Below are 26,107 nucleotides of genomic sequence, written 5' to 3'. Positions count from 1 at the left end.
ACTCCGACATGCGTTCATCGGCTCTCTACCGGGCCACCGCCACGGCCGGCTTCGCCTCCGCGGTGCTGCTGGTGATCAACGTCTTCCGCCGCGCGGGCCTGCTGCCGGAAACCACCCTCACCCACGCCATAGCCCCCTTCGCGGCACTGACCGGCCTACTCGCGATCACCGGCCTCTACCTGCTCATTCGCGGTACGTCCGGCACCCTCGGCCTGATCGGCTACCTGCTCAACGCCGCCGGGCTGGCCGGGGCCTACGCAATCGAGTACACCCTGCACTACGTCTTCCCGCTCCTGGACGGCGCCAAGGTAACCGAACTGCTGGCCGGAGGCACCGGGCGGGCGTTCCTCATTACTTCGGTCGTGTTACTGGCCGGGGTTGTAACCTTCAGCGCGGCGGCCCTGCGCACGGGCACCCTGCCACCCCTTGGGGTCATCTTCTACGCAGTCGGCATGATCCCCGGCGCACTGCGGAACATGGTCCCGCTCCCCGTCTACCTGATCGGCCTGGCGCTGGCGGCGGCTGGGATCGCCTGGATGTCGGCCCGCCTCTGGTCGGCCCAGGAGAAAGCCGCACCCCTTCCCACCCGACGACAAGTGACCGCTTAGCTCACCAGCACCGACGTCACTGTCGACGCGATTCCCGAGGCGCCGTTCGGGCACCTCGGGAGCTTCGCGGTGCACGACCGTTGCGGAAAACGCGGCCACGTGTCAGGACGCACCGAACCGCGCCACGGGCCCCGACAGTTGATCAGCCACCGCCAGCAGTGCACAACCGCCACGAAATACGCGACCACACCACCGGAACGCACCAAACCACGCCACAGGCCCCGACGATTGATCGGCCGCCGCTCCGACCACGTCAATCCGCCAGGCGCGAGGTCACACGGCCGTACCGAACCTTCGTCGAAGACCAGGATCGCCCCGATCACGCACGCCGCCAGCAGTTCCACCACCTGCGCCCCATCCGCCCGGCCCCCGTAGACCCGCACCCGTTAACCCGGCCCCGCAACCCCGCCCCGCAGACCCCGCAGACCCGGCCCCGCAGACCCGGCCCCGCAGCCGCGCCTGCGCCTGCGCCTGCGCCTGCGCCTGCGCCTGCGCCTGCCGAGCGAACACCGCAACCCCCAAGCGTCGCTCGCACATCCCCGTTGGAGCGTCGTGAAACAGTTCTACGGTCCCGAGCGGGAGCGGCGCTTGCTCTCCTAGCTGACGCCAGTCGGCCCGTAGGAACGCGCCGGCCCGGCCCTCCAGCAGGCCGGAGATCGATTAGGCTCCCGTGTCACCACAAAACCGTCTGAAACCAGTCACTTGATGGTCGGTGGCTCGCAGACGGTCCCCTTTGCCGGAAGGCGGAGGAACGTGAGGTACCGGTTGGCGTAGGAGATGGTGCACTGGTTGCCGGTGAGGTAGAGGCCGTGTCCAGATCCGTTGTAACGGACCGTGGACGAGCCGGGCACTCGGCTCACGGTGTCGGCGACGTCCGCGTGGTCGGTCCAGGTGCCGGCCCCGAGGAATGGCGGTAGTCGGTCGGCGGGCAGCGGCTTGGCGGGATTGGTGACCGGGGCCGGCCAGCCCACGCAGCCGAGCGGATGCCAGAGCTCGTTTCCGGCGAAGTTCGGTGAGAGCTGCTGATCGAGCGCCTTCACCTGCTGGAACTCCTCGTAACTGGCGAAGCCCAGCCCATCCGTGCAGTGAGTCGCGTCCATGCCCCTGAACGAGGGAACCTTCTTGCTCTTCGTGGCCTGCTCAACGTAGTCGGCGAAGCCCGAGGCGTCTCCCTTCACGGCTTGGTCGACGACCCTGGCGAACCGTTGCCAGTTGGGGAAGTCGGGCGCGGGGCCGGGGCTGATCACATCGGGAGCGGCGGCGACCTTGAAGTCGAACCCGCTGTAGGCGACCTGTGTCTCCTTCACCGGAACAGGCGAACGGTCCGCGGCCGCGGTGAGGTCACGCCAGACGGCGCCTACGTCACGCCCCCGCAGAGCGCAGGCATCGCTGGACGCGCACCAGGCGCTGAGCCGGGTGAACTGGCCCTCGATCGCCGCGTACCTCATCCGCAGGTCCGTGGCATGGTCGGCGAGGTGGTCGACGCCGCCGTCGACGTAGACCGCGCGGACGGCGCCGGGGAACAGCCGGGCATAGGTCGTGGCGACAACCCCGCCGTAGGAGGTGGCCAGGAAGCTCAGCTTTTCTTCGCCCAGCGCCACCCGGATCGCCTCGATGTCTCTGGCGACGGAGCCCGAGTCGAGGTTGTCGAAGTATTCAGGGTCGGCCTTGCGGCACTGCTCAGCGTATTGCCGGTTCTTCGCGGCAAGCCTGTCGTATTCGGGACGATTGTCGGGCACGGTGATCCAGGCACCGGTGGCGAAGCAGTCGAACGGGATGACGCCCAGGTCGGTGGTATTGCGAGGCTCAAGGGTGATCACGTCGAATTGCTGTCGCAACTGGGTGAAGTTGCCGCCGGACTTCTTCAGATCGTCGATGCCCGAACCGCCGGGCCCGCCTGGGACGGTGAACACCGCGCCGATCCTGCGATGCGTCCCGGTGGCCGGCAGGCGGGCGATCCGGATGGAGATCTTCCGGCCCGACGGTTTCGACCAGTTCACGGGCACCTGGACCGAGGCGCACTCCAGGTCGCCGCCGCACGCTTTCCACGACAGCGCGGACGCCGCGGCGCTGGACGGAATCGCCGTCACCGCGGCCAGCAAGGCGGCCAGCAGCCCGCCCACGACCAGCGGCCGGATTCCGCGCCCTCGGACGGCGATCGCCACCGCTCCCGCGGTGAGCGCCACGACCGGGTAGGCGAGCAGCAGGGCGAGGGCCGCGAGAGGAGGGAGGATGCCCGGTCCGTCCCCGGCCACGATCTGATTCGGCAGGTTCTCCACCATGAAGGAGCCGATCCGCGATCTCCACGGCGATGGCAGCGTCTGCGCCACCACCGGCAGCACGAACAGGACCATGATCAGCGCGACCAGCGAACCCGCCGTGGAGCGGATCACCGCCCCCAGGCCAAGCCCGACCATGGCGACCAGCGGCATGACCGCCCCGGCGACCAGCAGCTCGGCCGCCACTCCCGGATCCGTGAGGGAGACGCCCAGCGTCCGGCCGTCGAGCAGGACCTGCCCCGCACGATCTCCCAGCACGGCCTGCGCGGCCACGTGCATGGCGAACACCAGCACCTCGCCCGCGACCAGCGTGACGGCCGCCAGCGCCGGGATCTTGGCGAACAGGAACAGCTGCCGCCTCGGCACAGCCACCAGGCTCGTGCGGATCAGGCCGGTGGCATGCTCGGAGGTGATCGACAGGGCGCCGAGCGCGGCCATCACGAAGTAGGCGACCGGCAGCCCGGCGCCCAGCCCCGCGCCGATGCTGGTGAAGACCAGCCTCTCGTCGCCTGCCTGATTGTCGAAGCTGCGGGAGACCATGAACGCCAGCCCGGCGCAGAGCAGCACGGCCAGCACCGAAAAGGCCAGGAGGTACAGATTGGATCTCAGCGAGCGCAACTTCAGCCACTCGGAGACGATGGCGTCGATCATCAGGCGGCCCTCCCCGCGCCGAACTCGACGCTTTCCTCGGTCAGCTCCATGAACGCCTCCTCCAGCGAGGCGCTGCGCGGGGTCAGCTCGCTCAGCGCGATCCCACGCGACAGGGCCAGCTCGCCGATCCGCGTGGCGGAAAGGCCGCTCACCGACAGCCCACCGTCCTCCTCGCACACGCTCGCGCCGTCCACCCGCAGGACGTCGGCCAGCGTCCGCTGGGCGGCCGCGCGGACCAGCACGCCGCGCTGGAACCGTTCGAGCATCTCGGACATGGTGGTGTCGGCGATCAACCGGCCGCGTCCGATGACCACGACGTGGTCGGCGGTGAGCGCCATCTCGCCCATCAGGTGGCTGGAGACCAGGACGGTGCGGCCCTCGCCCGCCAGCAGGCGCATCAGCTCGCGGATCCAGCGGATGCCCTCGGGATCCAGCCCGTTGACCGGCTCGTCGAACATCAGCACCCCGGGATCGCCCAGCAGCGCGGCGGCGACGCCGAGCCGCTGGCGCATGCCCAGCGAGAACCCGGCGATCCGCCGTCCGGCGACCTCGGCCAGCCCCACCTGCTCCAGCACCTCGCCCACCCGCCCGCGACCGATGCCGTTACTGCGGGCCAGACACCACAGATGCGCGGCGGCGGTCCGCCCGCCGTGCACCGCGCCCGCATCCAGCAACGCGCCCACCTCCCGCATCGGCTCCTTCAACGAGCCATACGGCCGGCCGCCTACGAGGGCGGTCCCGCTGTCGGGCGCCTCCAGCCCGAGGATCACCCGCATCGTGGTGGACTTGCCCGCGCCGTTGACGCCGAGGAAACCGGTCACCAAGCCCGGTTTCACCACGAAGGTCAGGTCATCGACTGCGAGCGCTTCGCCGTACCGCATTGTCAGGCCAGTTACTTCGATCATGAGATCCCCCTCGTCGTCGGGTGCCGGCATCCAGCTTCGAGGTGTGGTTCGCATTCCTCCATCGGTCTGCGCCCACCCTCGAAGGTGGGATTTCGCCCCCGCCGTGGTAGGGCTGGACCTACCGTCCTCGCGCCGCCGAGCGGGCAGAATGCTGGCGTGACCAGGCTTCGCCACCTCCTCCAACCAGCCGCTGGGCTGCTGCTGAACGCCGCCACAGGCGTGGCGGCCTGGCTGCTGCTCGCCCTGCTGGCAGGCTGTGCGGCGCTGATCCCGGTGGGCGGCCTCGGTTTTCCTCTGCTGACCCGGGCGCTGACCCCGGTCCGGGCCCTGACCCGCTTTCAGCGCGCCTGGGCGGCACGCGCGCTCGGCCACGAGATCCCCGAACCGCACCGGCGCGGCCGGACCGGGCGCGACCTGACCTGGCTGGCCGTCCACGCCCTCGTCGGGCCGTCCTGCGTGATCACCATCGGAACGTTGCTGTCCTTCGTCGGCGTGATCCTCAACCTGCGCCCGCTGGAGAACAGCCGGTGGCAGACGATCACTCTTTCGCTGGCGATCCTGGCCTTCTTGGCGATCGCGGTGGCGGCGATCCCGCTGCTGCACACGCTGCAGGCCCGCCTGGCGGAGCTCCTGCTACGCCCGGCCCCCTCCTTGGCCCGGCGGGTCAGGGAGCTGACCGAGTCCAGGGCGGCGGCCATCGACGCGCAGGCCGCCGAGATACGCCGGATCGAGCGCGACCTGCACGACGGCGCGCAGGCCAGGCTGATCGCAGTACGGATGAACCTCGGGCTGGCCAAGAGCACAAACGACCCCGATCAAGTCCGCGAGCTGGTAGGAGAGGCGTGGGAATCCGTCGGGCAAGCCCTCAACGACCTGCGCGACCTGGTGCGCGGCATCCACCCGCCGGTGCTCGCCGACCGAGGGCTCGCCGGGGCGATCCAGGCCGCCGCACTGCTCTGCCCGATCCCGGTGCAGATCGACATCGACCTGCCTGCCCGCCCGCAAGCCCCCGTCGAGTCCGCGGTTTACTTCGCGGCCGCCGAAGCCCTGACCAACGTGACCAAGCACAGCCGCGCCACCAGGGCGTGGGTACGGCTGTGCCACCAAGCAGGCGTCTTGCGGCTGACCGTGGGCGATGATGGACGCGGCGGCGCCCACCCGGCGGCCGGCACCGGCCTCGATGGCATCCGACGTCGCTTGTCAGCCTTCGACGGAACACTCGCCATATCCAGTCCCCCCGGCGGCCCAAGCCAACTCATCATGGAGTTACCGTGCGCGTTGTCATCGCCGAAGATCTCGCACTCCTGAGAGACGGCTTGGTCCGCTTGCTGTCGGCACACGGCTTCGAGGTGGTCGAGGCCGTCGACAACGCGCCGATGCTGCTCGACGCGCTGATCCGGCATCAGCCGGACGTGGCGGTGATCGACGTACGGCTGCCGCCGACGCTGACGGACGAGGGGCTGCGGGTCGCTCTTGAGGCTCGCAAGAGGCTGCCGGGGTTGCCGGTTCTGATCCTTTCGCAGTACGTCGAGCAGCTCTATGCCCGTGAGCTGCTGTCCGACCACTCCGGCGGGGTGGGCTACCTGTTGAAGGACCGGATCGGCGATGTGGAGCAGTTCGTCGAGTCGGTGCGCCGGGTGGCGGCTGGTGGCACCGCGATGGACGCTGAGGTGATCTCTCAGCTCCTCGTCCGCCGGGAGCGGGACGAGCCGCTCGGCGAGCTGACCCCGAAAGAGCGCGAAGTGCTCGCGATGATGGCCGAGGGCATGTCCAACGCCGCGATCGCGGCCCGCCTGTTCGTCACCGACAAAGCGATCGGCAAACACACCAACAACATCTTCGCCAAGCTGGGGCTGCCCCCGTCCGACGACCACAACCGCCGGGTGATGGCGGTCCTGGCCTACCTCGAAGCCGAGCCCGGCTAGTCGTTCTGTCTCGTGAGGTTGACGTCACCAAAAGCACACGTCATTGCCAATAGCCCTCACGCGATGACCCCAAATGTCACCGGCGTACCGAAGCGGTCGATCCGATCGCGGCCGGACTGTACAGCAAACGCTGGACGTCCCGTTCAGACGTGGGCAGTGGGCCGTGAAATGAGCCGCAGGCCGTGAACCATGGGCCATGGGCCGCGGGCCGTACGGTTATTGCCTGTACGAATGGCCATTTCGCCGCTGATTGCCCCACGGTCGGCGGACGTTCTCGTCGCGGCTTGCCTCCGTCTCGAACGCTAAAGCGGCCGGGCGCTGGATGCGCCCGGCCGCTCACTTACTCAGACCGTCACTCACACGGTGCGAATCAACGGGAGATCCTGCGCCGGCGGCAGGATCTTCCGTCTCAGACCTCCTGGCTCAGAGCCCGGGTGAGGCGCTCATTCGCCCGCTCGACGCTGCGACGTGCACGCTGCACACGACGGATTCGCGTGGCGAGACGTTGCTCCTCGGCCTCGCGGTGGAGCGTTTGTATTCGGTCGTTTACCAGTTCATGGGAAAGATACGGCACTTTGAGGCTCCCTGCGGAGAACGGATTCATCTGTCTGTCTGCTTTCTGCTCGTAGCGGTTGGGGGGTTGGGGGTTGGGGGGATCAGGGGTTAGGCAGCGACCGGGTGCTTCCGCGGACGGCCGCGGGGCCGCTTGCGGGGAACAACGGTCCCCCGGAGGATCAGTTCGCCGCCCCAAACGCCCCACGGCTCCTCGCGCTCGAGCGCGCGAGCCAAGCAGGCCTTCTGGATCGGGCAGCCGCCGCAGAGCGCCTTCGCGAACTCCACGTCCTCCGGCGACTCTGCGAACCACAGGTCAGGGTCGGTACGACAGGGGATCTTGGCTTCGTCGATCAGGTCCATGATCGTCTTCGCCCCCATCACGTTCTCCTTTTGATCGATCTTTTTGATCTTGGTCGGGCACCTCGTGGGTGGTTGGGGGATCACGGACAAACAAAGAGGCCGCGGATCCTGTCTGCGGATCCGCGGCCTGGAGGCTATTTACCGGTCAGGTTATGACCGGTACATCCCTCCAGGGATGCGGACCGCGCAGTCCACCCTTGGTGTTCTGCTGGGTCGGCAATTCACTGCCTGCGACGTAGACGGGAGCGCTCGGGGCGGCCACGCCATAGTGGGCGTGCGTGAACGCGGCGGGCTCCTGGCGACGGGCAGACTTCTGGTGCCGTAGCTTGGCCGGCCCATCAACGAGCCTCACCAGGTCACGGCATGCGAAGGCGAGCCACTGCGTGGCCGACATCTTGATGCTGATCACTGGGACTCACCTCCACTCATGAGATCGTCGGACAGGACCTGTCCGACTCGCTTGACCATGACCCTAAACCGGGAACCGGAGAACCGGCAACATATTTTCTACCTGCGATGTTGTTACTTTTTCACACGGATCATGGCCTCCTGAACGACCGACACGACGAGGTCACCGGACGCAGTGAACATCTCACCCCGCGCGAGCCCCCTCGCTCCCCCAGACCAGGGTGACTCATGTGCATAGAGCAACCAGTCGTCCGCCCTGAACGGCCGGTGGAACCACATCGCGTGATCCAGCGAGGCCCCCACGACATCGGACGCGCCCCACGCCATGCCGTGCGCGAGCAGGATCGTGTCGACCAGCGTGAAGTCGGACGCGTAGGCGGCCAGCACCACGTGCAGCAGCGGATCGTCGCCGAGCTCCGCGTCATAGCGGAACCATACGTTGGTCTCGGCGCTGCGCAGCTCGGGGTTCTGGAACGCCTCCCATGTCAGGGGCGAGGCATAACGCGCGTCGACCGGCCGCGGCCGGCTCAGCCATTCCTTGTATTCGGCGTTGACGCCGACGATCTCCGTCATCCGTTCCTGAAAGGTCGGAAGCGTCTCGGGATCGGGTACGGCCGGCTTCACGGACGCCTGATGCTCGACGCCCTCCTCGAAGATGTGGAACGACGCGGACATGGTGAAAATGGCCTTGCCATGCTGGATCGCCTGGACCCTGCGCGTGGTGAACGACCGCCCGTCACGCAGCCGCTCGACGTTGTAGACGATCGGGATGGACGGGTCGCCGGGGCGGATGAAGTAGGCGTGCAGCGAGTGCACGTTCCGGTCGGACGGCACGGTACGCCCGGCGGCGACGAGCGCCTGCGCGGCCACCTGACCACCGAAGACACGCTGGATACGCTCCTCCGGGCTACGCCCGCGAAAGATGTCGAGCTCGATCTGCTCCAGGTCCAGCAGATCGAGCAGCTCCTTCAACGCCTCGTTCACGATTCCCCCAAACAACAACCATTGGCCCCAAGTCTGGCGTGCCCCCCAACCTCCCACCAACCCGGTACCCCACCACCGCTCCGGCTCCCTGGGGTGAGGCACGCCGGGACAGCGGATCTCCCTAGGGGCCGGGGTCGGCACCCGACGCGAAGGGGCAACCGGCTGAGGGGACGAAGCGACCGGGCAGAGAACCCACGGACATGGCCAATCGACGCGACGTGACGGCGGCCGGCCGGGGAAGCTGGTAACCGTATCCCTGGAAGGCCCTCAGCCACGGACTGCGGTTGGCGCCCTCCCGTGCCTGCCGTACAAGAAAGAGCGGAGACCGGCGCCGGGTCGAGCAGGCGGACGCCAGACGCCGAGGTGTCGCCGGCAGCCGGGCACCGGACACCGAGGCGTCCCCGTTGGTCTCGACCTTGGTCAGGTCGGCCTCCGCGGCGTAGGGCGGCATCTCCGCTTGATCGACGTCTCCGCCTGGCCAACGTCTCCGTCTGACCGACACCTCCGCCTGGCCGACATCTCCGTCCGACCGACGTTGTACGAGGCCCGTGTGGCGTCGATGGCGCGCTGGAGGAAGGGTTTCAGGAGCGGCACAGTGCGAGGACGGCATCCCCATAGCGGTCGAGTTTGACGCGGCCGATGCCCGTAATGGACAGGAGGTCCTGTTCGGTGACCGGCGCGCGCTCGGCGATGGCCTGCAGTGTCACGTCGGTGAACACCACGTACGGCGGCAGCTTGGCCTCCTTGGCCGTCGTGGCGCGCCACGCCTTGAGTCGCTCCAGCAGCCCCTCGTCATAATCGGCTGGGCAGGTGGCGCACCGCCCCAGCTTCTGTTCCGTGGCCGTGACCAGCGTCTTGGCGCAGACCCGGCAACTGACCGGAACGGCGACCGCGCGACGCTCCCGTGAAGGAGAGCCGGAAACAGTGCCGGAGACGGCGCCGGCACGCGCTGGACGGCCGGTGAGGCCGTCGAGGAAGCGCGACGGGCGGCGGCCCTTGCGACCGCCGGGCGCGCGCGCCAGGGCCCACGAGATCGACAGGTGCTCGCGCGCCCGCGTCACCCCCACATAGAGCAGCCGCCGCTCCTCCTCGATCTGCTCCGGCGTCTCCGCGTACACGATGGGCAGCATCCCGTCCGTGACCCCCACGAGGAAGACCGCGTCCCACTCCAGCCCCTTGGCGGCGTGCAGGGAGGCCAGGGTCACCCCTTCGACGGGCGGGGCGTGCTGCTCGGAGGCGCGCCGCTCCAGCTCCGCGACGTAGGCGGCGAGGTCGGCGCCATCGGCGGCCATGTCCTCGGCGAGGTCGGCCAGCGCCTTGAGGGACTCCCACTTCTCGCGCGCCTTGCCGCCGCCCGGCACCGTGGGCGTCAGGCCGATGCCCGCCAGGATGTGGTGGACCTCCGTGGCCAGCGGCTCTTCGGAGGCGGACCTGGCCGCGCCGCGCATCAGCACGACCGCGTGGCGTACCTCGGGACGTTCGAAGAAGCGCTCGGCGCCGCGCAGGACGTAGGGGAGCTCGGCCTTGGACAGGGCCTCCTCGTAGGCCGCCGACTGGGAGTTGACGCGGAACAGCACGGCGATCTCGCGGGACTTGACGCCCTGGTCGAGCAGCTTCCTGATCGCTCTGGCGACGCCGGCGGCCTCGGCGGGCTCGTCGTCGTAGTCGGCGAAGACCGGTCGGGGGCCGTCGGGCCGCTGGGCGACGAGGTCGAGGCGGTGCGCGGAGCGGCCCTTGGCGATGACCAGGTTGGCCAGGTTGACCACCTGGGGGGTGGAACGGTAGTCGCGGACCAGCTTGATGACGGCGGCCTTGGGGTGTTCGACGGCGAAGCCCGTGAGGTAGCGCGGCGAGGCGCCGGTGAAGGAGTAGATGGTCTGGTTGGGGTCGCCGACCACGCACAGGTCGTCGCGTCCGCCGAGCCAGGTGTCGAGCAGGAGCTTCTGCAGCGGGTTGACGTCCTGGTATTCGTCGACGACGAAGTAGCGGTATTGCTGGCGGATCTGCGCGGCGACCTCCTGGTGCTCGGTCATCACCGCGGCCGTCAGCTCCAGGATCGTCTCGAAGTCGACCAGGTGCCTCTCGCGCCTGATCCGCTCGTACGCCTCATAGAGCCGGGACACCTCCTCGGCGGGCACCGGGGGCGTCCTTGCGGACTTGGCGGCGGCCGCGGCGTAGTCCTCGGGACCGACCTGGGTGACCTTGGCCCACTCGACCTCCGCCGCGATGTCCCGCAACTCGGACCGATCCGGATTTTTCCGGATCTGGCGGCAGGCTTCGATCAGGATCGGCAGCTTGGATTCGATCACCGACGGGGCCTCGCCGCCGATGACCCGTGGCCAGAAGTAGGTGAGCTGCCGCAACGCCGCGGCGTGGAACGTACGCGCCTGCACCCCCGGCGCCCCCAGCGCCCGCAGCCGCTGCCTGAGCTCCCCCGCCGCCCGTGTGGTGAACGTCACCGCCAGCACGCTCGGCGCGTCGACGATCCCGCTGCGCACGGCGTGGGCGATCCGGTGGGTGATCGCCCGGGTCTTACCCGTGCCCGCACCTGCGAGGACGCACACCGGCCCACGCACGGCCTCGGCCACCTCGCGCTGCTCCGGGTCGAGGCCGGACAGGACATCGTCCACGTTGGTCACCTGTCAATCCTCCCAGCCAGTGGCGGTGAAGGGCTCCATTCTGGCAACATGCCGCCCGTCGTCCGAATCGTCGCCGAGATGCGAAGAACGGGTATCTTCCCCCACAATGGGGCCCGACCAACTGCATGGGGGAAAGGGCAGGCCGTGCGAACAGCGGTTTTCGTGAGCGTTTGCGCGCTCGCTGCCGTCGTGTTGACGCCGATGACGGCGCAGGCGACGAAGGATCCCACCCCGGGCCCCGTGTCGACCACATCTCCCGACCCGTACGGGCTGAGCGGTTTATCCACCGAGACCATCTCGTACGGCGCGCGCCGCCGCCAGGACATGGACATCTGGTGGACCCCGGACGGCACCAAGCGCCCCGGCGTCTTCCTGATCCACGGCGGCTGGTGGTCCAGCGGCGACAAGAAGCAGATGACCGAGATCGCCCGGAGTTACGCCGACCTCGGCTACACGGTCTTCAACATCAACTACCGGCTCTCTGGCGAGGCGGCGTGGCCCGCGCAGCGGATCGACGCGCTGGCCTCGATCGCCCTGGCGCGCAAGCACGCCGAGCGCTGGTCGTTCGACCCGAACAAGTACGTCGTGGTGGGCTTCTCGGCGGGCGGGCACATCGCCGCGTCGATCGGCACGTACGGCGACGGGCAGCGCGGGCTCAAGGGAGTGGTCGGGCTCTCGCCGATCATCTCGCCGCTGCGCGCCTACGCCGACGGCGCCAACTCCCCGGACCCGTACAAGCGCAAATTGCGTAACTCGGCGATCCAGCTCGCCGGCGGCTGTCTGCCCAGGGGCAAGTGTTCGCGCGTCTGGGCCAGCATGGAGGTGGCCTGGCACGCCAGCCACAACGACGCGCCGGTGCTGACCGTGCACTCCACGGACGAGTTCGTGCCGCCGTCGCAGAGTCAGCTGCTCAAGGAGATGCTTGGCCAGGTGGGGGTGCCGGTGACGATCTTCACCGCGCCCGGTGTCGCGCACAGCGCGCCCCTCTATCGCGAGATGGGCGTCGCCGAGCGCGTGCAGCAGTGGATCGCCGAGCGCATCGGATAGGGATTACCGGAGCCTTCCAGGTTGTTGCACGGATCGCCGGTTTTCGCCTCGAAGGGATGTCCACATGGCGCTCACGGTCTACAGCACCACCTGGTGCGGTCCCTGTAAGCGACTCAAGTCGCAGCTCACCCGCGAAGGGATCAGCTTCGACGAGATCGACATCGAGCGGAATCCCGATGCCGCCGAGTTCGTGATGAGCGTCAACAACGGCAACCAAGTAGTGCCCACCGTGGTGATCGAGACGCCCGCCGGGCGGATTGTCCGCACCAATCCGTCGGCCCGCGAAGTGAAGGCGCTCCTCCAGGCGGCCTGAGGTTTTTTAACGGGCTCGGGCTCCAGCGAGAGACTGGAGCCCGAGAAAGTGGTTAACATGGCCACGAGGACCTGGGTGCTAGTTTCACCCAGGTCCCCTTTAGTTCAGATGGTTGTCGATCTTGTGCTCCAGGCGCACCATTTCGGCCTTGAGCTCGGTCCGGACATCATGGATCTCGGCCTTGAGTTCGGCGCGTGTCCCCCTGAGCTCGGATCGCACGTCCATGATGTCGCCCTTGAGCTCCACCACCGCGTTGGTGATGGCGCCCGTGACCGCTGCGATGATGCGGCCCTCCGAGGCCTTGACCTTGTCGTCTATCCACACCTCCGTGGCGGCGATTTGGATGGCCAGCTTCTGCCGTTCGAGGTCCAGGAGCTGCTGGATGTGAGTCTCTTCCATGGGCATGAGCTTAGCCTTTCGCTACCGAAGGCGTCTTCGAATTTACGCTAAGTGACCGTGGCTTACCAGTCTCCGGACAGCGGTCCCCCGTACCAGGTCTCGATGAGGCGGCGGGCGATCGAGACCGGTGGGGGGAGGCGGAGTTCGCCTGATTGCAGGGCTTCCACCAGTTGTTCGCGGGAGAACCAGTGGGCCTCGGCGATCTCTTCGGTGTCGGGGGTGAGGGTGGTCGTGGTGGCGCGGGCGAAGAAGCCGAGCATCAGGCTGCGGGGGAAGGGCCATGGTTGGCTGCCGAGGTAGCGCGGGTCGACGACGGTGACGCCCACCTCCTCGGCCACCTCGCGGATGACGGCGTGCTCCAGTGACTCCCCCGGCTCCACGAACCCGGCCAGGATCGACAGCCGGCCCTCCGGCCACTGCGGGCCGCGGGCCAGCAGGCAGCGGTCGTCCTCGTCTCGGATGAGCATGATCACCGCTGGGTCGACGCGCGGGAAGTGCTGGCTGGCGTCGCGCGGGCAGACCCGGATGTGGCCGCCCGCCTGCACGTCCGTACGGCTGCCGCAGCGCGGGCAGAACTCGTGTGTCGAGTGCCAGGCCTCCAGCGCCACCGCGTAGACCAGCAGGCCCGCGTCGCGGTCGCCCAGCAGGCCGCCCACCTGGCGCAGGCCCGCGACCACCAGTTCGCCCTCGCCCGCGTCGCGCAGGCTCATCGGCATCGTGACGCGGCCGTTGGTGTCGCCGGTCCGCGAGCCGGGCAGCGGCGCGGCGACCGCGAAGTAGGCGACTTCGTCCTCGACCCCCAGCAGATACCGTTCGCCCGGTGGCGCCTCGGCCGTGCTGTAAAGGACCGCGTGCACCTCGTCACCGGCGCGCTTGACCAGAGTCTGGCCGTCGTCGATCACCAGCACCCTGGTCGTCGGATCGGTCCAAGCGCGCTCCAGCCAACCGGCGTTCGCCCGCAGCGCGGACGATCTGTCGATGGTGCCGCGTGCGAGGAGCAGCGGTCCGATGAGTTGCTCTTCCGCTCGCGTCTCCACAGGCCCCACCCTTCCCAAATCCCATGTCATCCTATGACCGCCACCGAATGCGGGGTCTGGTATCCGGGATGATCTCCCAACGGCTAGGATCGGCTGGTTAGGTTAGCCTTACCTGATCCTCGGGGGTGCCTTCGCGTTGCGGCTCTACCTGACCGCGCTCAAACCGACCGATTCGGTGACCGACGGGTTCCTGCCCGCCGCCGAGGCGCTGGGCTGTAGTGTGACGATTCTCACTGACCGGCCGGAGCGGCATCCGGGCGCCCTCGCGTGCGACGTGCGCGACCCGCGGGCGGTGATCGACGCGATCGAGCAGCTCGGCCGGCCGGACGCGATCTTCTCCAACTCCGACCACCTCCAGGTGGAGACCGCGCTGGCGGCGGCCTACTTCGGGCTGCCCGGCAAGGACTGGCGGGCCTGCCTGGCGGCCAAGAACAAGTTCCTGATGCGCCGCCGGCTCGCCGAGGCCGGGGTCGAACGGGTCTCGTCGGTACGGCTGGCTCCCGGCGACCCCGTGCCCGACGGCCTGCCGTACCCGCTGGTCGTCAAGCCGCGCGAGGGGGTCGCGAGCGAGGACGTGCTGCTGGTCGAGCGGGACCTGGCCGGCGCGGTGGCGACGGTCAGGAAGCGGCGGCCCGGCGAGGCGCTGGTCGTGGAGGAGTACCTCGAGGGGCCGCTGCGCACGCTGGAGACGCTCGGGGACGCCGACGGGGTGCGGGTGCTCGGCGGGTTCGGGACGACGCTCGGGCCGTTGCCGTACTTCGTCGAGGAACGGCTGGACTGGGCGCCGGACGGGCCTCGTGAGCATGTTCTGGCCGCGTTGGCGGCGCTCGGGGTGGGGTTCGGCGCGTGCCACACCGAGTACGTCGTCACCCCGGCCGGGCCGCGCATCGTCGAGGTGAACTATCGGGTGATCGGCGACCACTGCGACTTCCTGCTGGCCGATGTGCTGGGGGTGCCGGTGTTCGAGTGGATCCTGCGGGTGCATCTGGGTGAGACGGTGCCTGCCGTGCCGGATACGTCCAGGTTCGGCAGTGCGGTCAGCCTGGTCGCCGACCGGTCGGGGACCATCACGTCGGCGCCCGGCGCGGAGGAGCTGGTCTCCCAAGGCGTCAGGCTGTGGCACCGGCCGCTGCGGGCGATCGGCGACATCGTCGAACAGACCCACACGAACCGCGACTACCTCGGCGTCATCAGGGCCGTCGGCCCGGACCGGGCGCGGGTGGACGCGGCCATCGAGGGCTTCCGGGCGGCCAGGCCGTGGGTCGTGGGATGAGCTCGCGGGAGGCGTACCTGGCCTCGCGGGTGCTGGACGCGCTGCTGCGCGAGGACTACGGCGGGCTGTCCGCGCGGGTGGCCAGGAGCCGTGACGGCGTGGAGCTGGAGCTGGCCGGCGGGCGCCGGGTGCGGCTGGTGCCGGGGCTGCTGTTCCAGGACTTCGTGGTCGGTCCCGGCGAGCGGCTGGGGCTGGCGGAGGTGCTCGGCACGCTGGCCGAGGTGGCCGATCCGGCCGACGCGCAGGGGGTGGCGGCGTTCGCCGAGGAGTGCGCGCAGGCGCTGGCCGCGCTGGAGCTGCACGACGCGCACAGAGCCGAGGTACTCGGCAGGGGGCCGTCCTACGAGTCGCTGGCGGCTTTCGTCGACCATCCGGTGTATCCGACCTCGCGGGCGCGGCTGGGGGTGCCTGCTTCCGCGCTGCCCGCGTACGCGCCCGAGTTCGCGCCGTCGTTCGAGCTGCGCTGGGCGGCGGTGCCGCGCCGGCTGCTGGCGCCGGGCTCCGCGGTGCGCCCGCCGCACGCGGTCCATGAGGTGGCGGCCGACGAGGCGCTGTTCCCGGTTCATCCGCTCGCCGTCGGCGAGGTGCGGAAGGTCGACGGGGTACGGCTGTTCGACGAGCCGTGGCTGACCGTACGGCCCACGCTGTCGATGCGGACCGTGGAGCTCGACGCCCGCACCCACCTCAAGCTGCCGCTGCCCGCCAGCACGCTGGGGGCGCGGAACCGACGGTCGATCAAGCCCGGCACCCTCCACGACGGCGCCCTGGCCGAGCTGCTGCTGCGCCGCCTGGCCGATCCCGATGTGCTGGTCGCCGACGAGCAGACCCACGCGCACGCCGGGCACGAGTATCTCGCCTGGATGGTCCGGAGGCTGCCGGAGGGCCGGATGGTGCCCGTCGCCGCGCTCAACGCTCCCGGGGTGCTCCAGGAGGTGGGCGACGTGCTGCCCGGCTATCTGCGCCTGCTGCTGCGCTGGAACGTCCGGCTCTTCGTCCGGTACGGCGTCGCGCTGGAGGCCCATCAGCAGAACCTGTCGCTGGTGTTCCGGGACGGGCGGATGAAGCTGCTGGTCAAGGACAACGACGGGCTGCTGGCGTCTCCCGCGAGGCTGGCCGCGGCGGGCATCGAGGTGCCCGCGTTCCGCGACGAGCGGATGCTCACCGACGATCCGCATGCCCTGGCCGACGTGTTCGTGACCATCACGCTGCACCTGGCGGCGGCCGCGATCGTGTTCGGGGCCCTGCCGCCCGCCCAGGCGTCCGCGCTGCTGCGCGACACGCTGGCCGAGGCGCTCGACGAGTACGGCGACGACCCCATGGCCAGGCTGCTGCGGGCCAGGACGCTCGACGCGGCCCGGCTCACCGGCAAGTCGATGATCACCGCGGGGACTCTCGTGGCCAAGGAACGTTCCGGGGCGCGGGACATCAACAAGTTCTACGGCACCAGCGGGCCCAACTATCTGAGGAGAGCTTGAATGCACGGTCTGGTCCTCGACTCGCCGGTCTCGCCGGCGTCGCCGGCGTCACTGGCCGAGGAGGCGACGCTGGGCGCCCTGCTGCGGTGCTGCGTGCGGGAGGTGGCCGGGCCGCGTGGCCTGGTCTGGCCCGCGCCGCCGTACCTGCTGCTGCGGGTCGGGGGCACGCTGCTGCGGGTCCGTACGCACGGCGGGGCCGCGCTGCGGTTCGCCGGACCGCCCGAGCGTCTGGACGGCGGCGTCTGGCACCCGCTCGCGACCGACGAGCTGGTACGACTGGCGGAGGCCGACCTGACCGGGCACGCGGCTCCCGAGACCAATGGGGAGTTCGCCGGGCAGGTGGCCGCGAGCAGGGACGCGGTCGCCGCGATCCTGGCGGCCCGGCCCGAGGCCATGGCGCCCGCCGACCCGTGGCTGGCGTCCGAGCAGGCGCTGGTTTACGGGCATCCGTTCCACCCGAGCCCCAAGTCGCGCGGCGGCGCCGATTGGCTGCGGTACGCGCCCGAGGCGCACGCCGAGTTCCCCGTCCGGCTGCTCGGCGTCCGCGCGGACGTGGTCGCGGAGGAAGGCGACGCGTCGGCCCTCGACCTGCTGGGCGAGGCGCCGGCCGGCTACCGGCTGCTGCCAGCCCACCCGTGGCAGCTCGACCTGCTGCGCCCGGTCTTCGGCGGCGAGCTGATCGATCTGGGTCCCGGCCCGGTGGTCGTGCCCACCTCGTCGGTGCGGACCGTCTACGCGCCCGCGGCGGAGTCGTGCCTGAAGTTCAGCCTCGATGTCCGCATCACCAACTGCGTGCGCAAGAACGCCTGGTACGAGCTGGCCGGCGCGGTGGAGCTGACCTCGCGCCTGGCGCCGGTGTTCGACGCGGTCTCGGCCGCGCATCCGGGCACCCGCTGGCTGCCCGAGCCGGGCTACCGCTCCGCCGCGCTCGGCACCCGCCTGCTCGAAGGGCTCGGCGTGATCGTCCGGGCCAGCCCGTGGGCCGTGTGCTCCCCCGGCGTCACTCCGGTCCTGTCCGGCGCCCTCGCGCTCGAGGCGCCCGCGGGTGATCCGCTCGCCTGGTGGACCGCCTATGTCTCGGTGGTGGCGCCACCGGTGCTGGAGCTGTACTTCACGCACGGCGTGATCCTCGAACCGCACCTGCAGAACGTCCTCGTCGGCCTGGACGCTTCGGGGCTGCCCGTGGAAGCGCTCTTCCGCGACCTGGAAGGCACCAAGCTCGTCTCCGGCCGCCACGCGCTCGACGGGGTGCCCGCGAAGGTGGCGCAGGCCCTGAGCTACGACGCGGAGCGCGGCTGGGCCCGCGTCGTCTACTGCCTGCTGGTCAACCACCTCACCGAGATCGCCGCCACGCTGGCGGGCGACGACGACGAGCTGCTGCGCGAGCTGTGGCGGATCGCCCGGGACGTGCTCTCCCGTCACGCCGGGGCGCTCGGCTGGCCGCTCCCGCTGTCCGATCTGCTGGCCGGCGCGCCGCTCCCGGCCAAGGCGAACCTGACGGTCCGCTGGGCCAGGGCCGCCGACCGGACCGCCGGATACGTCCCGATCGCGAACCCGCTCGCGTGATCACGCCGAGAATCCGCGAAGCCGCCCTGCGGCTCGGTGACGTGCCCGCCTACGTCTACGACCTGCCCGCGCTGCACGAGCACGCCTCAGGGGTACGTCAGGCGCTGCCCGGCGTCGAGCTGTACTACGCCGTCAAGGCCAATCCGGCCGCCGAGCTGCTCCAGACGCTGGCCGGGCACGTGGACGGCTTCGAGGTGTCGTCCGGGGGCGAGCACGCCCACGTGTCGGCCCTCTTACCCGGCAAGCCGCTGGCCCTCGGCGGCCCCGGCAAGACCGACGCCGAGCTGCGCCTGCCCTGCCACCGCCTGCACGTCGAGTCGCCCAACGAGCTGCGCCGGCTGCTCGCCGCCGGCCGCGAGGCCGACGTCCTGCTCCGGCTCAACCCGGACCTGCCGGTCGAGGGCGCGGCGCTGACGATGAGCGGGCCGTTCGGCATGGACGAGGCGGGCGTACGCGAGTGCCTCCCGCTCTTCACCGACCGCGTACGACTGCGCGGCCTGCACAGCCACCTGGCCAGTGGCCTGGACGCGCCGCAACTGCTGCGGCTGGCCGGGACGCTGCTGGACACCGAGCACGACGAGGTCAACCTGGGCGGCGGCATGGCCGTCTCCTACGCCGCGCCGGAGTCCCGGTTCGACTGGCGGGCCTACGGCGCCGGTCTGGCGGCGCTGCGCCGGGCCGGGCAGCGGGTACGGGTCGAGCCGGGCCGGGCGCTGACCGCGTACTGCGGCTACTACGTCACGAAGGTCGTGGACGTGAAGCGGGTACGCGGCGAGGCGTACGCGATCGTGCTGGGCGGCACGCATCACCTGCGCACTCCTGTCACCAAGAGCCACGACCAGCCCTTCACCGTGCTGCCCACCGGCGACGGCCCCGCCCTGACGGACGAGCCGGTGACCGTGGTCGGCCAACTGTGCACCCCGAAAGACGTTTTCGCCCGAAAAATCAGGACTTCGGTGCGGGTGGGGGACACGGTGGTGTTCGAGATGGCCGGGGCCTATGCCTGGAACATCTCCCACCACGACTTCCTCATGCACCCCAAGCCGGGCTTCCACTACCTGCGGGACTAGGAGGAGACGGGGACCGCCTCGATGAGGGCGACCAGGCCGTCGGCGTCGAGCAGGTCCACCGGGCGTACGGTCTGGTTCGCCCGGACATAGTGGAAGGCCGCTCCCACCCGCTCCAGCGGCACCGCCGCCAGATGGGACCAGGCCAGCCGGTAGGCGGCGAGCTGCACCGAGGCGGCGCGGGCGGCCTTGCCGCTCGGCGGCGCGCCGGTCTTCCAGTCGACGACCTCGTAGCGCCCGTCGGGCAGCTCGAAGACGGCGTCCATCCGGCCGCGCACCAGCCGGTCGGCGATCATGGTCTCGAACGGCACTTCCAGGTCGAACGGCCGGCGTCCGGCCCATTCGCTCTCCTCGAAGCGTTCCTGCAGCTCCGCCAGCCGCACATCGGCCTCTTCCAGCTCGTCCACCAGGTCGAGGTCGAAGTCGTCGAGCAGGCGCTGCTGGTCCCAGCGCGTCTCCAGCCACTTGTGGAACGACGTGCCGCGGCGGGCCAGCGGCGCGGGCTTGACCGGGACGGGACGGCGGATCCTGCGGGCCAGCTCGCGCGCGTCGGCCGCCAGCGTGACCAGCGACGACACGGTCAGCTTCGAGGGCAGCTCGACGGTGGTGGAGGCGCGTCTGCGGTGCAGCTCGCGTTCGCGGAGCAGCAGGTCGGTGTCGCGTTCCCAGGCGCGGACGCGTTCCTCCTCGAAGGCGCGCAGCGTCTCGTCTTCGGCCGGAGCGAGCGTGCCTGCCAGCGCGTCCTCGACCAGCCGCGCGCCGTCCAGCACCGACTCGTAGCGCAGGCCCTCCGGCGTGACCGGCCACACGGCCTCGGCGGGCTCGGCAAGCAGCGGGTTGGTCACCCCGGCCGCGAGCTCCGGCGCCCAGAACGCGACCCGGTCGCTGGTGTCGCGGATCTCCAGCAGGAAGTCCGACGGCTCCAGCGGCTTGGAGGCGGTCCCCCAGCGGTAGCCGGAGGCGATCAGGTGGTAGTGGGCCCGGGTGACGGCCACATAGGCCAGCCGCCGCTCCTCCATCAGGTCGCGGTCGCGGCAGCTCTCGTCGAACGCGGCCAGCTCCTCCTTGGTGAGCCCGGTCAGGCGCGGCAGGTCGGCGACGTCGCCGCGGAGCGGGTAGGGGAGTTTGCGCGGGTTGTCGGTCCAGCGGCTGTTCATGACCGGCGTCGCGGGGAACATGCTGCCGGTCGCGATCGTCCCCTTCGAGCTGACCAGTTGCGACAGTCCGGGGACGACCACGATCGGCCACTCCAGGCCCTTGGAGGCGTGCACGGTCATCAGTTTGACACTGTTGCTCTCGCCGACCCGCCCGGCCTCCAGCCCGAACTCCTCGCTCTCGGCCGCCTGCAGGTAGGCCAGGAACGCGCCGAGCGTCGGATCCTCCGCGTCGCCGGCGAACCGGGAGGCCGCGTCCTGGAACGCGTCGAGGTCGGCCCTGGCGGCGAAGGCGCTGACCGTGCCGCCCCGGGCCGCCACCTCGATGTCGAGGCCCAGCCGCCGTTCGACCTCGGTGATCAGGTCGGGGAGCGGCTGGGCGGTGTGCGCTCTGAGCTGCCGCAGCTCGTACGCCAGCGCGACAAGCCTGGTCCTGGCCAGCGGCGAGAACGACTCCAGCCACGCCTCCCGGTCGGGCAGCTCGTCGAGCGCGTCGACCAGGCTGCCGCGCTCCTCCGCCAGGTCGGCGACCACCTGCTCGAGCGGGTCCCGCTCGCGGCGCGACTCGCGGGCCTCGCGGTTCAGCTCCCTGGCGTACTCGCCGAGCACCCGCAGGTCGGCGGGCCCGATCCGCCAGCGCGGCCCGGCCAGCAGCCTGGCCAGGGCGTCACCGGCGGTCGGATCGTAGAGGACCCGGAGCGTGGCGACGATGTCGTTGACCTCGGGCACGGTCAGCAGCCCGCCGAGCCCGACCACTTCGACCGGGATGTCGCGTTCTTCGAGCGCTCTGCGCAGCGCGGGGAACTGCGACCGCTTACGCGCGAGAATCGCCACATCCTGGGGTTGTACGGCGAGCGTCTTCTTGCGTTCCTTCTCGCCCCAGGGCAGGCCGTCGGGTGCGACCTCCTGGCCGAGGATCTTGTGGATGCCGTCGGCGATCCACTTCGCCTCGTCCTCCGCTGTCTCGTGGAAGGCGCAGGTGACGCGCCCCCGGTCGACGCGGTTGGCGCCGGGGACGAGGACCGGCACCTCGCGAGCCTCCATGCGGAGGGGCAACTGGACGCGGGCGGCGACGTCGAGGACGCGGTCGCCGTTGCGGAAGCTGACGCTGAGCTGCCGTACCGGGGCCAGGTCGCCGGAGCCGGTCCGGAAGTCCTGGGCGAACCGTCGCAGGTTGCCCGCCGACGCGCCGCGCCAGCCGTAGATGGACTGGCAGGGATCGCCCACGGCGGTGACCGGGTGGCCGCCCGCGTACAGGGATCTGAGCAGCACGAGCTGGGCGTGGCTGGTGTCCTGGTACTCGTCGAGCAGCACCACCGAGAAGCGGGACCGCTCGATCTCGCCGACCTCCTTGTGGCGGGCGGCGATCCTGGCGGCCAACGACATCTGGTCGCCGTAGTCGATGACCTCACGGGCGCGCTTGAGCCGCTCGTACGCCTCGACCAGGGGCAGGAGCTGCCTCCTGGCGGCCTGGACGGTGATCGGCTTGCGCTGGGCCAGCGTCGTCCGGCCGCTCAGGCCGGCGTATCTCTCATCGAGCCACTCGCCCACCCGCCGCACGTCGGAGGCGGTGCGCAGGTGCTCGGACAGCTCGCCCGCGAGCTCCAGGACGGCGGCCGTGACCGACGGCGGGCCGAGCTCGATCTTGTCCATCGGCCCGTCGTACATCGCCACCACCCTGGACGCGAGCTGCCACGAGACGGCGGGCGTGACCAGGCGCATAGTGGGTTCGAGGGCCTCGCGCAGGGCGTGGTCGGTGACCAGGCGCGCGGCGTAGGCGTGGTAGGTGGAGACGGTCGGCTCGTTGTCGAGCAGTCCGGGTTCGACCAGGCCCGCCTCGGCCAGGCCGTTGAGCCGTTCGCGGACCCGGGTGGCCAGCTCGGCGGCGGCCTTGCGGGTGAACGTCAGGCCGAGCACGTTCTCGGGCCTGACCAGGCCGTTGGCCACCAGCCAGACCACCCGGCCGGCCATGGTCTCGCTCTTGCCCGAGCCCGCTCCGGCCATGACGACCATGGGTTCGAGCGGGGCCTCTATGACGCGGGACTGTTCGGGGGTGGGTGGCAGGATGCCGAGCTTCTCGGCCAGCTCGACCGGGTTCAGCACACCTGTCCCCCGTTGTCGTTGACGGGGCAACTGGATCTGGCCGCGCAGGTGCGGCAGCCGTCGTTCACCTTGGCCTGGAAGAACGGGCCCGACATGCCGATCGCCACGGTGTCGACCAGGTCCTTGGCCCAGCCGGGGTTCTTGTCGTCGGCCAGCGCGCCCTGCGCCTGCTCCAGCGCGTCGTGCTTGCCCGCCGCCTTGCCGACCTGGACCAGCGCGGCGCCTCCCGGCTCCGTCATGCCGTGCCTGGCGAACGCGCCGAGCAGCGCGGCGAGCTGGTAGACGCCGAGCTGCGGGTGGCGGTCGAGCTCGCCCGCCTTGGGCTTCGCGCTGCCGGTCTTGAGGTCGATGATCACCGCGCGGTTCTCCGAGTCACGTTCGACGCGGTCCACCCGGCCCTTGATCTGCACGCCGTCGGAGACCGTGGCGGTGAACGCGTCTTCGAGCGCAACGAGCTCGCGTGGGTTCTCCTGGTGCCAGCGCCAGAACTTGGTGATCATCTGTTCGGCCACCTGGCGCTGCTTGCGGTTGAACCAGACGCCGCCGAAGTCGAGCTCGTTCCAGATCTCGTCCAGGCGCTTGCCGAGCAGGTCCTCGCTGGGCAGGTCGGTGGCGGCGAGCACGGCCAGCGCGTGGATGACGGTGCCGAGGCCCTGGGCCGAACTGGTGCCCGCCGCGCCGACGGCCGTCTCCAGCAGCCATCTCAGGCCGCACTTGGTGAAGCTCTCGACCGCTGACGGCGAGATCCTGACGATGTCGTCGGGCCAGCTCAAGGGGCGGTCGTCGGTCATGGGGGTGAGGGCGTACCAGTCGTTGGGATGAGCGCCCTGGACTCCGGCCGCGGCCAGGCGGGCGAGGTGGTGGGCGGCCTTGCTCCGGATTTTTGCCGATTTAGTGGGATCGGTCACTGCGCTGCGGAGGTCCGCCACGAGCGCGGACATGTTCAGCCACCGCGCCCTGTCGTCCACCGTGGCGGCCTCGACGGCGCCCGGCATGAGCTCGCTGAGGAACCTGGACGGCCGCTCGTCGGTGTCCTCCCCGCCGACGGCCGTGACGACCAGCCGGCGACGGGCGCGGGTGGCCGCCACATAGAACAGCCGCCGCTCCTCGGCCAGCAGCTTGGAGGCCAGCGACGCGGCGTTCGGCTGCCCGCCCTCGACCAGCTCGACGAGGTCCTCCACGCCCAGCATCGAGCCGCGCAGCCGCAGATCGGGCCACACGCCCTCCTGCACGCCCGCGACCACCACCACGTCCCACTCCAGGCCCTTGGACCGGTGGGCGGTCAGCACCCGGACGGCGTCGCCGTCGGGCGCCCGCTCGGCCAGCGTGTCACCGGGGATCTCCTGCGCGGCCAGATCGTCCAGGAACACCTCGGGCCCCGCCTTGGGCATCCGGTCCACGAACCTGGCGGCATGGTCGAACAGGGCGACCACGGCGTCGAGGTCCCGGTCGGCCTGCGCTCCTCTGGCCCCGCCCGACAGGCTCAGCTCGGTCCACTTCTCGGCCAGGCCGCTCTCGTGCCAGACGGCCCACAGGACCTCCTCGGCGCCGCTCTGGTCGCGTACGGCCTGGCGGGCCACGGCGAGCAGCTTGGCGACGCGTTCGGCGGGGACGGCTATGTGGGGCTCTATCCGGGTCAGCTCCCGCGGGTCCTTCACGGCCGCGACCAGCAGCTCTCCGGACGTGCGCGCTTGGAGGGAAGGGTACGGCGGCGGTGCGGCGTCGTCCGTCGCCTCCGTGTCCGCGGCCGTCGTCTCGTCTCCCAGTGCGGCCATCGCCTCGTTCTCGGCGATCTTCAGGGCGCGCCGCAGGCGTCGTACGCCGATCATGTCGGTGCCGCCGAGGGGGCCGGTCAGCAGTTCCTCGGCCACTCCCTCGTCGAGTTCGGCCGCGTCGATGGCGATCCTGAGCATCGTCAGCAGCGGGCGTACCCCGGGCTCCTGCGCGATCGGCACCTCGTCACCGGCCACCATCGTCGGCACGCCCGCGCTGACCAGGGCGCGCCGCAGCAACGGCACCTGACGGGCCGCCGACCGGACGAGCACCGCCATCCGATGCCACGGCACTCCGTCGATCAGGTGGGCCCGGCGCAGCGTGTCGGCGACGACGGCCGCCTCCTGGCTGGTGCTGTCGGCCAGCAGCACCCGTACCTCGCCGGCCTCCATCTCGGGCAGCGACAGCAACTCCCGATGCCCGCGCGAGCGCCGCTCCCCAACCCGGACGGCATCGGACGCCGACTTCTCGGATGTCGGCACCTCGGCCGTGACGGCGTCGGGGGTCGGGGCCGCGGGTAGCCGGTCGGCCACCCGTCTGGACGCCGTCAGGAGATCGGCTCCGCTCCGGCGGCACACCCGCAGGGCCACCACCGGCGCGTCCCGCCCGTCACGGGTCGGGAACCGCTGCGGGAACCCCAGGATCCCCCGCACATCGGCCCCCCGGAACCCGTAGATCGACTGGTCCGGGTCACCGACCGCGATCAGGTCGCGCCCGTCACCAGCCAGTTGCCGCAGCAGGAACTCCTGCGCGGGATCGGTGTCCTGGTATTCGTCCACGAAGACCACATCGTGCGCCGCCCGTTCCCGCCGGCGCACCTCCGGATCGGCGAGCACGCCCGCCGCCGCCCTGATCAACTCGGCGTAGTCGAGCGCCGGCTCGGGATCGAGGTCGAACCGCACCTCGTACCGCTCCAGGAACCGGCCGACCGCCACCCAGTCCGCCTTGCCGTACTGCCTGCCGAGCTCCTGCAGCCGTTCGCCGCTCAGCCCGCGCTCGCCCGCGCGTGACAGAAAGTCGCGGAGTTCCTCGGCGAACCCGCGCGTCTTGAGCGGCTCGCGCAACGCGACCGGCCACTCCCGGGCGCCGTCCTCCAGCTCGCCGTGCAGCAGCCGCCGGATCTCCAGGAGCTGCTCGGGCCCGGTGAGCAGCCGCGGCGGCGCCTCACCGGCCAGCACCGCCTCCCGCCGCAGCAGCGCGTAGGCGTAACTGTGGAAGGTGAGTGCCAGCGGAGTCCTGGTCGTGCGGCGCAGCCGCCCGGTGACCCGTTCACGCAGCTCACCGGCCGCCTTGCGGCTGTATGTCAGGATGAGTACGCGTTCGGGATCCATCCCGCGTCGCTCGATCCGGTCGACCACGCTCTCGACGATCGTGGTGGTCTTCCCGGTGCCGGGACCGGCCAGGACGAGCAGCGGTCCGCCTCGGTGCTGAACCACGGCACGCTGGTGCTCATCGAGCACAGGGGCCGCCACGGGTCCCCCGCGCCCACGCCGCACCAACCGCCAGGTCTGAGCACTCACAACACTAGATTCCACCAGACCACAGGGGTAGATCGTGCCGAGTTGACCTCTCTACCACGCGATCGG

20 protein-coding genes are annotated in these 26,107 nt (G+C 70.4%); 9 read left to right on the top strand and 11 right to left on the bottom strand.

All coding sequences use genetic code 11. From position 1 onward, the window contains the following. Positions 1-8 precede the first annotated feature (8 nt). Entirely contained in the window at positions 9-608 is a 600-nt protein-coding gene (locus KLK06_RS34805; protein WP_214639822.1) for a hypothetical protein, read from the top strand. Here the strand turns inward: KLK06_RS34805 and KLK06_RS34800 are convergent. From KLK06_RS34800 to KLK06_RS34790, 3 genes are all read right to left on the bottom strand, one after another. Then, positions 605-955 (bottom strand): hypothetical protein, encoded by a 351-nt coding sequence (locus tag KLK06_RS34800; protein ID WP_214639821.1) that lies wholly within the window; start codon positions 953-955, stop codon positions 605-607. The two genes, KLK06_RS34805 and KLK06_RS34800, sit on opposite strands and share 4 nt — an antisense overlap. 351 nt (positions 956-1,306) lie before the next feature. After that, the gene (locus KLK06_RS34795) at positions 1,307-3,538 is read right to left on the bottom strand and encodes an alpha/beta fold hydrolase (RefSeq protein WP_214639820.1); all 2,232 of its coding nucleotides are present in this window, start codon (positions 3,536-3,538) and stop codon (positions 1,307-1,309) included. Next, entirely contained in the window at positions 3,538-4,443 is a 906-nt protein-coding gene (locus KLK06_RS34790) for an ABC transporter ATP-binding protein (RefSeq protein ID WP_214639819.1), read from the bottom strand. Before KLK06_RS34790 ends, KLK06_RS34795 begins: the two co-directional genes overlap by 1 nt. Before the next feature lie 156 nt (positions 4,444-4,599). Here KLK06_RS34790 and KLK06_RS34785 point away from each other — a divergent pair, with 156 nt between their 5' ends. Then, positions 4,600-5,751 (top strand): histidine kinase, encoded by a 1,152-nt coding sequence (locus KLK06_RS34785; protein WP_214639818.1) that lies wholly within the window; start codon positions 4,600-4,602, stop codon positions 5,749-5,751. Continuing rightward, positions 5,715-6,368, top strand: a complete 654-nt coding sequence (locus KLK06_RS34780; protein WP_214639817.1) for a response regulator transcription factor — start codon at positions 5,715-5,717, stop codon at positions 6,366-6,368. The genes KLK06_RS34785 and KLK06_RS34780 overlap by 37 nt, the downstream gene beginning before the upstream one ends. A 663-nt stretch (positions 6,369-7,031) precedes the next feature. Here the strand turns inward: KLK06_RS34780 and KLK06_RS34775 are convergent. The 4 genes from KLK06_RS34775 to KLK06_RS34760 all read right to left on the bottom strand — a co-directional run bounded on the left by KLK06_RS34775 (position 7,032) and on the right by KLK06_RS34760 (position 11,305). Further along, complete coding sequence (locus KLK06_RS34775; protein WP_103964555.1) at positions 7,032-7,301, bottom strand: WhiB family transcriptional regulator; 270 nt, start codon at positions 7,299-7,301, stop codon at positions 7,032-7,034. Positions 7,302-7,428: 127 nt separating this feature from the next. Continuing rightward, on the bottom strand, positions 7,429-7,692 hold the full coding sequence (locus tag KLK06_RS34770) for a hypothetical protein (RefSeq protein WP_214639816.1): 264 nt from the start codon (positions 7,690-7,692) through the stop codon (positions 7,429-7,431). Between the two features lie 113 nt (positions 7,693-7,805). Continuing rightward, positions 7,806-8,675, bottom strand: coding sequence for an acyl-CoA thioesterase II (locus KLK06_RS34765; protein ID WP_214639815.1), 870 nt, complete (start codon positions 8,673-8,675; stop codon positions 7,806-7,808). Positions 8,676-9,256: 581 nt separating this feature from the next. After that, entirely contained in the window at positions 9,257-11,305 is a 2,049-nt protein-coding gene (locus tag KLK06_RS34760) for an ATP-dependent DNA helicase UvrD2 (RefSeq protein WP_214639897.1), read from the bottom strand. Between the two features lie 249 nt (positions 11,306-11,554). On the opposite strand from KLK06_RS34760, the gene KLK06_RS34755 reads away from it, so the two are divergent. Further along, positions 11,555-12,361: an alpha/beta hydrolase gene (locus tag KLK06_RS34755; RefSeq protein ID WP_308168584.1), complete on the top strand. Its 807-nt coding sequence runs from the start codon at positions 11,555-11,557 to the stop codon at positions 12,359-12,361. A gap of 64 nt (positions 12,362-12,425) precedes the next feature. Continuing rightward, positions 12,426-12,674, top strand: a complete 249-nt coding sequence (locus KLK06_RS34750; protein ID WP_214639814.1) for a glutaredoxin domain-containing protein — start codon at positions 12,426-12,428, stop codon at positions 12,672-12,674. 99 nt (positions 12,675-12,773) lie between these two features. On the opposite strand, the gene KLK06_RS34745 is transcribed toward KLK06_RS34750, so the two are convergent. After that, positions 12,774-13,073: a hypothetical protein gene (locus tag KLK06_RS34745; RefSeq protein WP_214639813.1), complete on the bottom strand. Its 300-nt coding sequence runs from the start codon at positions 13,071-13,073 to the stop codon at positions 12,774-12,776. A gap of 62 nt (positions 13,074-13,135) precedes the next feature. Further along, entirely contained in the window at positions 13,136-14,110 is a 975-nt protein-coding gene (gene nudC, locus KLK06_RS34740) for an NAD(+) diphosphatase (RefSeq protein WP_308168583.1), read from the bottom strand. Between the two features lie 136 nt (positions 14,111-14,246). Here nudC and KLK06_RS34735 point away from each other — a divergent pair, with 136 nt between their 5' ends. Genes KLK06_RS34735 through KLK06_RS34720 form a run of 4 tightly spaced genes read left to right on the top strand, consistent with a single transcriptional unit; the run spans position 14,247 to position 19,494 of the window. After that, entirely contained in the window at positions 14,247-15,383 is a 1,137-nt protein-coding gene (locus tag KLK06_RS34735; RefSeq protein ID WP_214639811.1) for a siderophore biosynthesis protein, read from the top strand. Further along, a complete protein-coding gene (locus tag KLK06_RS34730; RefSeq protein WP_214639810.1) occupies positions 15,380-16,858 on the top strand; it encodes an IucA/IucC family protein in 1,479 nt (492 codons plus the stop codon). The genes KLK06_RS34735 and KLK06_RS34730 overlap by 4 nt, the downstream gene beginning before the upstream one ends. Continuing rightward, positions 16,859-18,424 carry an IucA/IucC family siderophore biosynthesis protein gene (locus KLK06_RS34725; RefSeq protein WP_214639809.1) on the top strand — a complete coding sequence of 522 codons (1,566 nt, stop codon included), beginning with the start codon at positions 16,859-16,861 and terminating at the stop codon, positions 18,422-18,424. Next, entirely contained in the window at positions 18,421-19,494 is a 1,074-nt protein-coding gene (locus KLK06_RS34720; protein WP_214639808.1) for a type III PLP-dependent enzyme, read from the top strand. The genes KLK06_RS34725 and KLK06_RS34720 overlap by 4 nt, the downstream gene beginning before the upstream one ends. Here KLK06_RS34720 and KLK06_RS34715 read toward each other — a convergent pair. Then, complete coding sequence (locus KLK06_RS34715; protein WP_214639807.1) at positions 19,491-22,748, bottom strand: ATP-dependent DNA helicase; 3,258 nt, start codon at positions 22,746-22,748, stop codon at positions 19,491-19,493. The genes KLK06_RS34720 and KLK06_RS34715 overlap by 4 nt on opposite strands. Then, a complete protein-coding gene (locus KLK06_RS34710) occupies positions 22,742-26,041 on the bottom strand; it encodes an ATP-dependent helicase (protein ID WP_374197170.1) in 3,300 nt (1,099 codons plus the stop codon). The genes KLK06_RS34715 and KLK06_RS34710 overlap by 7 nt, the downstream gene beginning before the upstream one ends. Between the last annotated feature and the right edge of the window lie 66 nt (positions 26,042-26,107).

This window comes from Nonomuraea sp. NEAU-A123, assembly GCF_018603905.1.
Lineage (GTDB): Bacteria > Actinomycetota > Actinomycetes > Streptosporangiales > Streptosporangiaceae > Nonomuraea.
The sequence above is the reverse complement of the archived record's forward strand: the minus strand, read 5'-3'. Positions and strand labels throughout refer to the sequence as shown.

Coding starts and splice junctions, on each gene's coding strand:
- KLK06_RS34805 (WP_214639822.1), top strand. CDS start 9: ATGCGTTCATCGGCTCTCTACCGGGCCACCGCCACGGCCGGCTTCGCC.
- KLK06_RS34795 (WP_214639820.1), bottom strand. CDS start 3,538: ATGATCGACGCCATCGTCTCCGAGTGGCTGAAGTTGCGCTCGCTGAGA.
- KLK06_RS34790 (WP_214639819.1), bottom strand. CDS start 4,443: ATGATCGAAGTAACTGGCCTGACAATGCGGTACGGCGAAGCGCTCGCA.
- KLK06_RS34775 (WP_103964555.1), bottom strand. CDS start 7,301: ATGGGGGCGAAGACGATCATGGACCTGATCGACGAAGCCAAGATCCCC.
- KLK06_RS34750 (WP_214639814.1), top strand. CDS start 12,426: ATGGCGCTCACGGTCTACAGCACCACCTGGTGCGGTCCCTGTAAGCGA.
- KLK06_RS34745 (WP_214639813.1), bottom strand. CDS start 13,073: ATGGAAGAGACTCACATCCAGCAGCTCCTGGACCTCGAACGGCAGAAG.
- KLK06_RS34730 (WP_214639810.1), top strand. CDS start 15,380: ATGAGCTCGCGGGAGGCGTACCTGGCCTCGCGGGTGCTGGACGCGCTG.
- KLK06_RS34725 (WP_214639809.1), top strand. CDS start 16,859: ATGCACGGTCTGGTCCTCGACTCGCCGGTCTCGCCGGCGTCGCCGGCG.